The sequence below is a fragment of the Paenibacillus plantarum genome (genome assembly GCF_013141695.1).
GTDB lineage: Bacteria > Bacillota > Bacilli > Paenibacillales > NBRC-103111 > Paenibacillus_E > Paenibacillus_E plantarum.
Map to the genome: position 1 here is coordinate 1 of NZ_WHNY01000074.1, position 14,547 is coordinate 14,547.

At 48.4% G+C, this 14,547-nt stretch carries 8 protein-coding genes and 1 pseudogene; 2 read left to right on the top strand and 7 right to left on the bottom strand.

The features are described from left to right. Window positions 1–172: 172 nt before the first annotated feature. The 6 genes and pseudogenes from GC096_RS27010 to GC096_RS27035 form a co-directional block, all read right to left on the bottom strand. A complete protein-coding gene (locus GC096_RS27010; protein ID WP_171634529.1) occupies window positions 173–1,669 on the bottom strand; it encodes a protein adenylyltransferase SelO in 1,497 nt (498 codons plus the stop codon). Window positions 1,670–1,776: 107 nt separating this feature from the next. After that, window positions 1,777–2,256 (bottom strand): DinB family protein, encoded by a 480-nt coding sequence (locus GC096_RS27015; RefSeq protein ID WP_171634531.1) that lies wholly within the window; start codon window positions 2,254–2,256, stop codon window positions 1,777–1,779. Window positions 2,257–2,274: 18 nt separating this feature from the next. Then, window positions 2,275–3,141 carry a sugar phosphate isomerase/epimerase family protein gene (locus GC096_RS27020; RefSeq protein WP_246302989.1) on the bottom strand — a complete coding sequence of 289 codons (867 nt, stop codon included), beginning with the start codon at window positions 3,139–3,141 and terminating at the stop codon, window positions 2,275–2,277. Window positions 3,142–3,146: 5 nt separating this feature from the next. Further along, complete coding sequence (locus GC096_RS27025; protein WP_171634532.1) at window positions 3,147–4,433, bottom strand: RAP domain-containing protein; 1,287 nt, start codon at window positions 4,431–4,433, stop codon at window positions 3,147–3,149. A 124-nt stretch (window positions 4,434–4,557) separates the two neighbouring features. Next, window positions 4,558–5,250, bottom strand: coding sequence for a hypothetical protein (locus GC096_RS27030; RefSeq protein WP_171634534.1), 693 nt, complete (start codon window positions 5,248–5,250; stop codon window positions 4,558–4,560). Between the two features lie 449 nt (window positions 5,251–5,699). Further along, window positions 5,700–5,930 (bottom strand): annotated as a pseudogene (locus GC096_RS27035) (anti-sigma factor); the annotation flags it as partial. Window positions 5,931–6,037: 107 nt separating this feature from the next. Between GC096_RS27035 and GC096_RS27040 the strand changes: the two are divergent. Next, window positions 6,038–6,670: a DUF2306 domain-containing protein gene (locus GC096_RS27040; protein WP_171634535.1), complete on the top strand. Its 633-nt coding sequence runs from the start codon at window positions 6,038–6,040 to the stop codon at window positions 6,668–6,670. Window positions 6,671–6,733: 63 nt separating this feature from the next. On the opposite strand, the gene GC096_RS27045 is transcribed toward GC096_RS27040, so the two are convergent. Continuing rightward, a complete protein-coding gene (locus tag GC096_RS27045; RefSeq protein WP_171634537.1) occupies window positions 6,734–8,767 on the bottom strand; it encodes a Na+/H+ antiporter in 2,034 nt (677 codons plus the stop codon). Between the two features lie 326 nt (window positions 8,768–9,093). Between GC096_RS27045 and GC096_RS27050 the strand changes: the two genes are divergently transcribed. Further along, a complete protein-coding gene (locus GC096_RS27050) occupies window positions 9,094–14,493 on the top strand; it encodes a heparinase II/III family protein (RefSeq protein ID WP_171634538.1) in 5,400 nt (1,799 codons plus the stop codon). Window positions 14,494–14,547: the final 54 nt, after the last annotated feature.

Here is a 14,547-nt window from a genome sequence, read left to right on the forward strand (position 1 = left end):
TCTAAGGAAATGAGTAAAAGTCAGAATATTAACTGTAGAAAATACAGCTAGTTCATCAAAATGGTGAATTTCGGCTCAAATAGATGGAGGAAATCCAGTTAAATCGAAAAAGCCAACCGCCACAAGCGGCAGTTGGCATTGACCATTGATCATTCCGCGTCGGCTCGGCTACTCAGGTCCCACAAAACGTTTGATACGCACAAGCCGATGGCTCAGGCAGCGCAGCATACTCCTCCTGCTCAGGTGAGTGCGCAAAGGGGTTCGCTAGCACAGCAAGCAGTCGCTCCATCACACTATTGTCACCATGTTCGACCGCGGCTTCTAGCGCTTCTTCTACTCGATGGTTACGCGGAATGACTGCAGGATTGCTGCTGCGCATCAATTGCTGTGAGGCCGTTTGGTCTTCCTGTTGTCTGCCTAGTCTCGCCTGCCATTGTTCCTGCCAAGGGGCAAATTCTGGCGCGCTAAACAAGGCTGATTCCTCTATTTTATTAAACGTCAATGCTAAGAACGTATTCGTATAATCCGCATTATGCTTCTCCATCATGCTTAGCAAGCCTTCGATCAGCGCAAGATCGTCTTGCTCTTCATGAAAGATCCCTAGCTTCGCTCTCATTCCCGTGAGCCACGCTTGTTGATATGTCTTGGAAAACTCGGACAGCGCACCCTCGGCAAGTTTAATAGCTTGCTCCTCGTCAGCATGCAGCAGCGGCAAAAGGGTTTCTGCAAATCTAGCGAGATTCCATACTGCAATAGGTGGTTGATTGCCATAGGCGTAGCGACCATGCGTGTCGATGGAGCTGAACACCGTGGCTGGGTCATAGGCATCCATGAAGGCACAAGGACCATAATCAATCGTTTCACCGCTAATGGCCATATTATCGGTGTTCATCACACCGTGAATAAAGCCAACAAGCTGCCATTTCGTAATGAGCTTGGCTTGACGCTTGATCACTTCCTGAATGAAGCGAAGGTAGCGTCTCTCACTGCCGTTCTCACTCGCATCGACTTCTGGATAATGTCTCTGTATGGTATAGTCCGCAAGAGTCTGAATATCCTCCACCGTCCCATATTGTGCTGCATATTGGAAAGTACCAACACGGATATGGCTTGCCGCTATGCGTGTCAGAACTGCGCCTCGCTGCTCCGTTTCACGGTAGATGGTATCGCCGGTTGTAACCACAGCTAGACTGCGCGTCGTAGGAATGCCAAGACCAACCATCGCTTCGCTGATAATATATTCACGCAGCATCGGCCCAAGACCTGCGCGGCCATCGCCTCGACGGGAGTAAGGTGTTCTGCCTGGCCCTTTCAATTGAATATCCACTCGCTCACCTTGCGGAGTGATCTGTTCGCCCAGCAGGATGGCGCGGCCGTCTCCCAGCATGTTGAAATGCCCGAATTGATGAGCGGCATAAGCTTGCGCAAGCGGTATCGAACCTTCTGGTATATGGTTGCCAGTGAGCGTTGCAACACCTTCATCTCTTCGCAAAGCCGAAGCATTTAATCCCAGCGCCTCTGCCAATGGCTCATTCAGAACAATCAACTTCGGTGCGCGCCCGGGTGTAGGGGCAACCTTCGTAAAGAAAGTTTCCGGAAGTCGTGCATAACTATTATCAAAGTTCCAGCCTGTATCTGGTTTTGCAATATTCGTAATGTGATCTGTCATCGTATCTCCTCTTTCTTACTCCAACATGCTACTTTCCTAATTATATCATAGTCGACAAAAAAACCTCTTCATAAGCATAATCGAAGAGGCTTTCTTATCGTTCGTTTCTATTTCTGATGCTGCGTTGCAAATCGTTTTAATATGGTAATCGTATTAAAGTGCATGCCCTCGTGATATAAGGTGAAGTTTAGGAATTCTCCAATAGTATTTAGGAGTAGACCGCTGCCCGTTGTAAAAGGTTTTTCGACTTGCTCATCTAAGCGATTCTGTAAGATACTCTGAATCCGCTTCGGTTGCTCAGCAAGCAACGCAAGTAATGTCTCATGCGTAGGAAGTTCCTCCTGCCAATCGGATGGACGGGTACCTTTTGCAAATAATCGCTCAAAGTTTTCAGGTATTTGTATCGGCTCGCCAGCAAAATGAAAGGCAAACTTCTCTTGCACGAAAATAATATGCCCCAAATTCCATCGGATGTTGTTATTAAATCCTTCGGGGATGTGGTCTATTGTGCTTTCCGATAGTCCTGCAACTGCTTTGATGGTTGATTGACGAATAAAATCCAGTTGCTTGAGAGTGATTGATTCCATAAGTTATCCTCGCTTTTTTTACTCTACTGTAGCACGTTTCCAGCAAGCTTGCGCCACATTTTTCAAAATCAAAGCTTGCTCCCACCGACTAGAGAGCTCCCGACCATCTTGCCCCCTGATCGCATAAGGTGCAGGACCCAGCTCGCAGACGAAAGGAAGCACATCGCCGGGCTTAGCACCCTGCAGCCAATAACGCATCGCTTGGGTCCACCATTGCTCATAACGCGCTAACATCGCATCCGAATAGCCCACATCGATTTGAATTTGCTCACCAGACGATATACGGCTATGAATCGCTGACGTTCGTTGCAGCACCCTATCAAGAAGAGGCTCTCCCTTTTCTTGCTTCTCCGTCATTTCCCCTGCCAGCACATAGTGGGAAATATCCAGAGTAAACCGCAGATTAGGCAGCGCTTGCGCGTATTGCACAGTGCGGATCAAGTCTTGTGTAATTTTGCCACGATGCGTCTCCACATAAAATGGCAGGCTATTCGCAGCCGACACAGCGGCGAGTCCACCTAGCAGATCAATGGCCTCTTCGTCAATTACAAAAGCATCCGCCACCTGCCCATTCACATACAACATATCCATATCAGCGGCATGCTGAATATGTGCTGATAAGTCAGCCGGGCTGAATGGGAAACAATGCGAGCCAAAGCTTAGACTGTATTGATTCAGAAGCCTTTTCCACTCATTCCTAGCATCTATCTCCGGCACTCTCGCCAAGATGCCAGTAAAGCCTGCGCTTGCAATGCGCTCAAGCTTTGCCTCTAGCGAAAGCTCAGCTTCTAACTCCATCATCGCCCACATGGATTGATGAATTTCGAGCCGTGGAGGGCGATTAGAGCCATCATTGATCCTGGTTATATCGAATTTGCCCATCATTCGTATTAATAGCCTCCTAGGCTACCCGCCGGTTTATTTTTATTCAGGTCACCATGCGCCTCCATGTACACGGCACGTTTCTTCACCGTTCGCTCAGCTTCTTCCTGTGCCGCACGCGCATCTCCGCCATGTACATCTTCAATCATCCAACGCTGTCCAAAGCCTGCATGCACGACCTCATCTGCCCAGTCAAAATCTTGAAACGTCGTCATAAGCGGATCCTTCGCGATATCGCGGCAGAACTCCCACTCTTCGCGCTTGCCTGGCGGATACTTCATTGCCGCCTTCTCAATAGCAATCGTGAGATGCGAATATGCCTCCGTTCCTTCAAAAAGCTGCGCTGTCATATCGTACCACCCCGTCCAGTTCGGGAATTGATAAACATCGTACCCTTTCGCACGAAGAGCAGCCTCGCCGAACCAACTGTGACGAACCTCATCCCACATATGCCTAGCGGTATCCCGGTAGAAATGCCATGGTTTGCCCTCTGTTGTGACATGGACATAAGCCACGCCCTCCGCAGGTGACATCTCATAATACCTCGACAGCATCATCGTCATGAATCTTCCTTCCGTATTATCCGGGAGATTCATGCCCTGCATTTTCACAACTTGTGACGTGAAACGAGTGTCCCGTGTACTGACTTGCGGCATGACGAATGGCTCCGTTACGATTCGCGCAGATGGATCTACGGGAACTCGTTCCTCCCATCCTGTAATACCGCCCGCTGCTGCAAGCAGCTGTTCCACATACATTCTCCAGCTCTGCGCTTGTGCCTTCTCCGTGTCCGATGCGGATTGCAGCAGATATTGAAGTGCCTCGCGACCCCAGTCCACTTGCTCCTCGCGGTCGATGAGCTGATGCTTCAAGATATGAAGCGTAGGTTCATCAACGAGAGGCTGTGCTTTGCCTTTATAGGCATGAATAGCCGCAATTTGGGCAGGCTTCACCACGTCAAAGAGTGCAGTCAACAAACACAACGTATTTGCTGAATTCAGCACCGTTTGCATAAGCTCATTGAGCGATGCGTCTGGACATTTATCGAATGCAACCGTGCTCATGCGCAGCTGCTTAATTCGATTGCGGAACTGATCGTGATGCTCCGCATCCTGCGAGCTTAGGCGTGCAAGCGCTCCTTTTATTTCATATTCAGGTCTAGCCGCCATATGAGCAGCTTCGATCCGCATAAGTTGACGATCGACATAAGCAATTCGTTGTAAGGTTTTGGCCGATTCCTCTACGGACATGCCAATACGATCCCAATCCTTGATTCCCATGAATGGATGCAGCATAAGTACCCCTCCAGTATCTTTGCACTATAATATGAACTCATAAACTTATCATAGTGTTATTTACTATAAGAATACATGCATTGAATCACATATAAATTTGCACTAAAATACATAGAACCGCGGTTTACAGTTCCTCATTGGGCCCGATAAAACCTAGTCGGACGGTCATTGCCCATTTGGCAATTTTCAGCGTTTCAGCTATGTTCGAATACGATAACATCGATTGTTTATCGGTTCCTTGCAAACCCCATACCACAATACTTTCATTCTGCGGCACTCTAACGCTCTGTTGTAATTTCATTTCACCTGTCATGCCGATTCCCGCTGGTTTATCCACTCTGACTGCCGAACTATAGTAACCATTACGTCCGATGATTGCATATTCCAGCTCGCTATAGACAACACCGTTAGGATCTTGGCGATCTTTAAACGAATACACAAAATCACCTTCAAAATGGTAATTACCCATCTCGTCTTTGTCATTTTCCATCATGCTCATACTCATTCCCGCTGACGTATTCTTCTTCACACCATCATTCCAATAGTCGAAACTGACTGCAAGATTCTGTTGTGGCCCCTGATATTGAAGCGCAATTGAACCTGACATCAGCCCCATAAATGGCTTCAACTTTTCGTTGTTTTTATCAAATAGCGGTTCAGGAGAAGCTGACCACGTGGATCTGTCTGTTTTATCATCCACCTGAAACTCAGGAACACTCATAACTTTACGGCTTGAGACGTCATTCACAACGGCCCAAGTGATTAGACCTGCCAATACGATGACTGAAAGTATCTGCGGTATTTTAGTTGCACGCATTCCTGTGCACCTCCACGAAGTAATAAATGCTTATATTTTATAATACTACCACAATTTGGTTGAATCAGCGTGTGAACGTTTCGCAAGTTGATCCTCAGATTGCCTTGGCAAATTCCGCTTGCCAGAATTAACTGGATTTCCTACATCTATTCCCGGGTAAAACCAGCCTTTGGGGAGTTTAACTGGATTTCCTGCATCTAATTTTGCTCGAAATGTCCCATTTGACCAAATCGGCCTGAAATAACGGGAGGAAATCCAGTTAGTTTGCGAAATGCCGCCATTTCGCTTAAATTAGCTACAGAAAATCCAGTTATTCGCTTGGCCGCTAGGATCCCCTGTGGATAGCACCGAGCTTATATTTGTACCCAGACGAGGCGCAACGCCTGGTGCATGAGAAAAAGGACGATAGTCCGCTTCGTCAAATGACTTTACGGGTATCGTCCTTTTATTTAGCCTCTTTTTATCGGTGCTGCAAGCACGATTTTCCCTCTTGGATTATCTCCAACAGCATCTGGTTCAAGGGTAATCGCCACCGTATCGTAATTCTGAGGATTAAACGAATAATATAACGCCCCGTTGCCATCCTGAGATAAGAAGGTACCGGCATTATACGTATTCTCGCCTTTGATCAGCCAAACTTGATATGCCTCCGTGCCTTTTAGTTCTGGCAGATTCTCTGCTTGAACAACAAGATTTTAGATTCTTTTAAGAAATAAATAAGCACCTGTTTAGATCTCCAATTTACAATAAGAGAGGAGTGAGTCAATTAACGGGGGCTAAGCCATATATGAGTAAAAAGCTAGGAATAATCTCGATTATCATCATTATGGCGGTTGCGATCGTGGCGATATCCCCATATATCACCTTAAATCCAGCAAATAGTCGCGTTACACTTGATGCGAATTTCCCGTTGCACTACATCGTGCTGACGAGTCATATTGCACTTGCTTTGGTTGCTCTGGTCAGCGGCTTGTTCCAATTTCATGCACGCTTTCGCACCAACTATCCTGCCTGGCATCGAGCGCTCGGACGCATCTATGTCTATAGCATCATGCTTAGCGGATGTCTAGGTCTTGTCTTAAGCTTCTACGCAGAAAACTTCACGAAAGCCATGGCGTTCCTGGTCTTAAGTGTGCTTTGGCTGATCACCACGTGGAATGGTTTCCGCTTTGCGGTCAAAGGGCAGCTCGCCCAGCATCGGATCTGGATGATGCGAAGCTATGCTGTCACACTCGTTGCCGTAGCTGCCAGAGTTATCGTGCCGATCTGCATACTCCTTTATCTGGCCATGCATGGCTTCCATCTTCCTGAGGGTGGCCGAGCGCAGATGGTTGCAGAGATTCTCAACATCAACGTGTGGTTCGGATTGATCCTTAATCTTGTTGTCGTGGAATGGTATTTACTGCGGCGGATGAAATGAAAAAGAGGGCTTTCCACCTAGTCTTGTAACTAGTGGAGAGCCCTTTCCTATGAGATGTATATCCTACTTCTCGCCATTGTCCAAAATAAGCATTTCCTCATAATTGATCGCCTGCAATAATTCAAGAACAGTTCCGCTTGAGATTTGATTAGCCTCTTCCAACTCTTGGATCCCATCCCGCTTCATCTGTACGCTTCGCAGTTGAACAAGCTTCAGTTGATGTAGGAAATCACCTTCCGAATGCTCACTGAACCGCTTGCCTTCGCGCTTCTGCATGCGAGCATAATGTTGGATAACGAGCAGTGTCTCTAACTGATGCTTCGACGACTTCACGTTGCGAATGGCCGTAACCGCTGCCTCTTGCAGCTGCTTCTCAATCGATTGCAGCTCTTCAAACATCTCGGTGACGGACCTAAACCTCTCCGGAAGCCCTTCTCTTCGGTGCTGCTGAATCTTGCGATTCATCAGGCCCAGTTTTAATCTGACCCAGAGATACTGCAGCCTTGCAAGAAAGAACGATTCCGACTGCGGCTGATGCAACAAAGTAAATACGGACTGCAATTGCGGTGAAATTACACCTTGCGCAATTAACTCAGCAAGCCTTGCGGCTTCGGCTGTACGCCCAATTTGTTGAAGTTCACGAATGTAAGCCCCCGATACTTTGACCGTTCCATAACAGTCCATCCGAATTTGCTCTTCCAGCTGTTGAACAACCGCGAGAGTCGCTTCCATATTTTCCTCATTCTTCTCCGATTTGAGCGATTGAATCGTTTTCTTGGCTAGCTGGATACTTGCTTCTTTCAACGACAAGGCTGCCTGGTCGGAGGTTGCCGCGGTTACTGACTTTCCGATAAACGGCATTGCGAAGGTAGCAGCTAACATACTGATCAAGATCACACTAGCCGAAATAAACAAAATGGTATGGCGCAGAGGAAATGGCGTCCCATCTGATAATTCAAACGGGATCGATAATGCCGTTGCTAACGTGATCGTACCGTGGACTCCGCAAAAACTAGCCGCAAGAGCAAAGCTCCTCCTGCTCGTATAGGTATTCGGCTCTGTCGTACTTTGATTTGTAGGAACGAACTCATCGTGGAAAAGATAGACCCAGATGTACCTAGCCACAAATAGCGCCGCGAAGATCGCAACCGCTAATCCAAGCTCTTTCAAGATAGAAGCCTCGCCACTATGCACTAAACCTGTTATGACCTCTGGCAGCAATAAGCCGAGCAAGGCGAATACGAGTCCATTCAAAATGAAGCTTAGCACTGACCATGTATTGGTCGAAATGATGTGTAGTTTGGTTGTTGTTTGCTGTAACCGATCACGTTCTAACCCGTGCACAATCCCCGCAACAACGACGGCTAAGATGCCTGAAACATGGATTTCCTCAGCAACCATAAAAATCACGAACGGTGTCAGCAACTGAATGGTGACGAGCGAGTTGACTTCTTCCAGCCCTTTCCTTCGTAAAAATAGTCTGAAATTCACCAAGAGTGCCCCTAGTACGAGTCCAACGATGATGCCGCCAATGGCGACAAGCAGGAATTCCCAAGCTGCTGATCTAACCGAAAAGACACCTGTCATCACAACGCCCAAAGCTACTTTGAAGGAAACAAGACCTGCCGCATCGTTAAGCAGCGACTCCCCCTCTAGGATCGGCATTAAACCTTTGGGAAACGTCCGCCCCCTCGTCATCGACTTCACAGCAACGGCATCTGTTGGAGACATGACGGCCGCTAGAGCGAATGCGACGGGTAGCGGCATCGCGGGTATTAGATAATGAATAAAATATCCAATACCTATGACGGTAAAAACAACAAGCCATAATGCCATAAGCAAAATGGGTTTGCGGTACTCCAGCAATTCTTTGCGTGAGATGACACGACCATCTCCAAATAAAATGGGTGCGATCAGACAGACCATAAAGGCTTCTGGTTCGAAATCGAAATCCGTAGGAACGAATGGCAGCCATGACACCAAAGCACCTAAACCAATTAAGTAAAAGGGCAACGGGATTCCGGGAAAGCGCTTATTGAGCAGTGTAGCTGTTACGATTACTGCTGCCACTATGAATAAAGGCAACAAAAGTTCCATCAAAACTTGCCTCTCTTTCATTTCCTTGTAGAGGGAATTATTGGGTAGCATCCGCTATTCAGTAAGGTTCTATTCTGCCATGCAAAAGTAAACATACTGGTTTCTATCTAAAAATACCATAAATCTTGAAAATAAGCAGTTGTGCTTAATTCCAGACTAATTAATGTTTATGGAATGGTAGTTATACTAGGTGTAAGTCGTTTGATGAACGGCTAATTCGCTTATATCTGGAGGGATGCTAATCTAAGATTCAAAAATGTATTCGTCAGTCGAGTTCGGAAAAAAAGGTTCACTATTGAATACAATCGGAAAGGTGCTGAAATTTAATGATCTATGATCGCTGTATGCGAAAACTTATTCTACTTATTTTCATTAGTGCTATTGCATTACTTACTCTCGCTGGGCATTGGACAAGTCGGGCTTATGCGGCCGATGATCCACCACTACCAACTAATTTATCTGACGTAGAGTTCTTCGGACAATGGCATGCAGGAACCGCTACATGGACCACTGAGGGTAAAATTAACTACAGCTATAGCAGTGGATTGTCACCTGTTGAAACCGCTGTCAAACAAGGCGATTACATAGAGGCTAGAGCAGCCTTACTGACTTATTTCAAGAATAGAACAGGACGCGGGGTCATTCCTTTCGGCAGTGTAGGTTCATATCTAGGCGCTGATATGGCGGGTGACAATATTCTGTCAACGGATGCCGACACCCCAATCGGGACTTTAACCCTCTCCGGAAGCGCTAACCAAACCGTATCTACGGATGTAACTTCCGATGTACAAGCGGTTGCCCTTTCAGCAGTAAAAACTGCCTCTTACTTCTTGCTGGGGTACGATAAGGATACTACCCCTATCGTCTTCAACAGTCGGGAAGCTTCTGCCAACAAGCCTCGCCTGGAGCTTATGGTTAATGGCGTACTTCAAACACTTGAGCCTGCTCAGGACACCTACACCCGGAGTGGCACCTTCTCCACAACCAATTACGGCTCTAGCACCGAATTGCTTGTGCAGGATGGATTAGGCACAGCAGGCGTGGATAATATGCGTCCCTACCTGGCGTTCGATCTAAGCGGAATTACGGGGACGATTACCTCCGCTTCGTTGAAACTGTATGGGAAAAATACAGGAACTGAAAGTTCACGAAAAGTTGTCATCTTCCGCACCTCTACGACCGGTTGGAATGAGTCCAGCCTCACCTGGGATACTCAAAAATCCGGCACCTTCTCCTGGAACGGGGTGTCCACCGGGCCGACTTGGGTGCAGCCGACAACCGGAGCTTTTGATGAGTATAACTATCTCATTACACGCTTTCAATTTCTGGGACCACTGACAGCCGCCTATCTGCAATCTGGCGACCAAAAATATGCCCAGAATGCGATTCGCTTAATGCTCGATTTTATACAGGATCAGCTCTACTCATACCCACGCTCACTGGATACCGCGCTCCGTGCCTACGGTTGGGTAAGATCGTATGATACGCTGCGGAGCAGCACGTCCATGAGCAGCGATGCTAATACAGCGATTTTGAAAAACTTGTGGTTAACTGCTGGTTATTTGGCTACGCCTGGCGGGTACTCAGGAAAAAACTGGGCCGTCAGCGAATCCCGAGGTTTGCATACGATTGCAACTTATTTTCCTGAGTTCAACACGTCAACAGATTGGATCACCCTTGCCAAAAAACGTTTAGATAACCTTGTCACCTCTCTCATCCTGCCAGATGGCGGATACGTAGAAGCTTCTAGCAACTACACCGCAGTTACTTTGCAGACGCTCTATGAGTTAGAAACGCTGGCACGAATTAACAATGACTCGATGTCACCGACATTCCGCAATGCGGTCATTAAACTAGCGGTGTTCGTCATGAATTCCGCACTCCCGAACGGAAGCCATCCGATGTACGGGGACGGAAGTGCATGGAACGTCCAAAGCTTATTGAACAAAATCGATCAGCTCTACAACGTGCCTGAACTGCGCTACTTTGCCACTTCCGGTGCAAGCGGAACGGCCCCTTCTTATACCAGTAGCTACTATCCGGATCATCAGACAACGACGATGCGCAGCGGTTGGCAGCCGAACAGCAATTATCTGTATTTCACGAATAGCGGCGGGGTACATGGACATATGGATCAGAATGCTGTGTTAGCTTACGCTTACGGCCAAATGCTGCTTACGGATACAGGCACCAAGTGCTATGTCACGGATCCCATATGTTCCTGGCAATTCAATGACACCGAGTCGCACAATACGATCAAAATTGGTGGACTCAGTCAAATGAAATACCACAACACATATGACGTCAACACCGATACGGTAGATGCTTTCTCGACCAATGATGTCTTTGATTTTGCGGAAGGAACGACGATTGCTACGCCAGGTTACGAGCACAAACGGGATGTTCTGTATGTGCGGCCTAATTATTGGATTGTTTCGGATCGGGTCACCGGTGGTGATCAGACCCCTGTTAACTACCAGCAAAACTGGCACACGCTTCCGGGGGCTAATCCTGGCATAGACTCGGTAACGGGGACCGTCTATACGCAATTCGCAGGCGCTCCTAATATTCATATCATACCCGCAGATCCATCTACCCTGAGCGCCTCGAAAAAACCTGGGTTTTACGGATCAACAAGTGTGACCAATGAAACCTACGCAAGTTATGTGAAATCGGTTGCCGGCGATGTCACATTCGATACTGTCCTCTACCCAACACCAGCAAATGTAACGAGCAATGTGTATGTTACCCGACTGCCCGTCTCCCCGACGGTCAATACAACAACCTCAACCGCTTTGCAAATCACTTTCAATGACGGCAGCGGTAAGACAGGGATTTACTATCTCTCTCACGAGGATAGGCCTGACCAGCTTCGCAGCTTTGACAACTTTGCCTTCGACGGCAAGATGGCCTACATCGAGAAACCCGCTTCCGGCAGTTCACTTGTCGTTGGCATCCGTAATGGCCACACCTTGCTACGCAATGGACAGGCCCTGATTCAATCCGCTGACGCCATCAATGATATGGGGCTTGCGTGGGCAAGCACTTCGCTGCGCATTAGCGGCGACGGCCTGCTTCCTGATACGGATACAGCCCATGCTGTGGCCATCTACGCCCCTGGCATCACGAGCGTCATCCTCAATGGGACTACGGTCCCCTTCACAAGAAGCAGTGACTTTATTTATGCGGTGCGCCCGTCGGTACAGCATCAATGGGCGTCTTATACGGATTTTGGCAATGAGCAGGGAGCCAATCATTGGTACTATGAGACAAGCGACGGCACGCCGCTAGCGTGGCATGAAGCCGGCCTGCCTTCCGGCACGGTTGGCAGCGATGAATTTAACTCAACCACGCTGGGTACTCAGTGGCAATGGGTGAACGAGGTGCCAGCCAAATGGAGTTTAAGCGCTGCTCCGGGTTCGATGCGCATTACGACTACCTCCGGCGATATTTGGGTAGACTCTCCTGCGCAATATAATATTTTGCTGCAAGACCCTGCTTATACGGATTTTGTTGCAGAGACGAAACTTCACTTCCAGACGAGTGCCAACTATCAAGCGGGTGGCCTCATTCTTTATACGGATAACGACAATTATATTAAAGTCGAGACAGCCTACAACAGTGCGTATACGGCTACTGGCAGCAAGGGAATTCGGATGTTGTCCGAGTTTAATAAAGTCAGCCGGACGAATGTACAATTGGCGAATATAACGCCTGGCGCCGATGTGTACTTGCGACTGAGCAAAATCGGTTCAACCGTAACCGGTTATTACAGTACGGATGGCTCCACATGGACGAAAATCAATCAGTTGGCCAACGTCAACCTCATTGCTCCACGCATTGGCATCGAAGCCATGCACAGCGGATCAGCGCCTGCGGTGCTGGCTGACTTCGACTACTTCCACATCTCGAATGCAGAGGCGCTTCCCGCCCGCTGGTCGGCGACCGGCGACGTCGCTCCCCTTATTACGAAAAGTGGTATGGTTCCGGGCGAGTCTAAAGATGCCGTACGGCGGTGGGTAGCACCAACAGTTGGTACCGTCCAGCTGTCCGCTTTAGTCAAAAGCCATGCAAGTTCTACAACAAGTGATGGTGTACAAGTAAAAATCACCCGCAACGGCAGCCCCCTCTGGCCGAAATCAGGCTGGCAGCCGATTGCGGCAACGGATACAAAGGGCGTCTCCATGAATGAGATATTCTCTGTAGAGGCCGGAGATACATTGGCCTTTATTACGAACCGGAATGTCACGGCCACCAAAGACAATGTCGATTGGACGATCTCACTTGAACTGAACACTGCGGTTGCAACGCCGGATATCAGCACTTTCGAGAGTGGCAACGCCAACGGCTGGACGCCTCTGCATGCGGTGAATTGGTCTGTTCAAGCAGATAACGGGAATTTGGCCTACACGATTGTCACAGCGGAGCCTGCCGCACAAGGCGGTACGCCGGGCGAGTATACCCTGCGCGATGGCAGTGATTACGATGACTTCCACTTGTCGCTCAAGATGCGGCTAACCGATACGTCGGCTTCGGCGGAAACTAACGGCGTTGTTCTTTTCAATTATCAAGATGTGAACAATTACTATTATGTCAGATTCGATAATAACCCCGCTAAAACGGAGCTGTTCAAAGTCGTAAATAGCGTGCCAACGCTCATCGGCAAGTCAAACGGCGAAGAAGAGGCAGATTTGCTCAAAAACACCGCCTATCACACGATTGGCATTCGGCGAGAAGGACACAATGGCGCCATTGTTGCTATGTTCGATAATAAGCCGATTATCCGGGCTAACGATTCCCAATTCCGTGGCGGCAAGATCGGGATGGGGGCTATCAACAGCCGCGTCTATTGGGATGATGTGGCGATTCTAAATATACAAGAGGCATCCACACCGGCAAGTCCGACGGAATTCCCCGTCGCCACGCTGACAGGCGCTTCACAAGCAGCCACCTCAAGTACATTGCATGTCCAGTATGGGTTGACGAATGCTCCTGCCGTTTCAGCCCAAGATGTCATTGTGAGTTATGACAAGGAAGTGTTCTCCTATGTAAATGCCCAACCGGCCACGGGGCAAACCGTCGTTCAATCTGTCTACCACGATGCCAACGCTGGCACCATCCGTTACCTGCTTATTCACCCTGGCGCCGGACAAGCCATAAACGGGACCACCGCTCTGCTGGATCTGACGTTTAAAACAGGAGCTGCCCCAAGCAGCGGACAAATTAATCTCACTAAAGCGCTGCTTTCCGACGCCAATGGCTTGAAGACATCGGCATCCATTCAGCAAGCTTCACTACTCATTCAAGTAACGGACTTATCCGCGCTGAAAGAAGCGATTACCCTTGCGCAGAATTTGTACGATACGGCAGTCGTCGGCTATGCCATTGGTCAGTATCCTACGTATGCCAAATCCGTACTCCAACAGACCATTCAATCTGCGATTGCGGTGCGTAATCTCCCTTCTCCGACCGGAGACCAGATTACGCAAGCCACATCTGCTTTAACGGATGCTATGGCCGCATTTCATAGCTTTGTCATCACAAGCAGTACAGGCGATCTAAACGGAGATTTACTGATTGATGTCAGTGATCTTGGCATCGTTGCTGGTCACCTCGGCATGCAGCCCGGTGATGCAGGTTGGAATCCGAGCTATGATCTCGACGGAGATCATCTGATTAGTAGCTATGAACTAGATCTTATCACTCTCAAAATTATGGCATCATAAACCGATAATTGAAGCTGTTCTACAGGTCCAACAGGCCTGTCAGGGCAGCTTTTT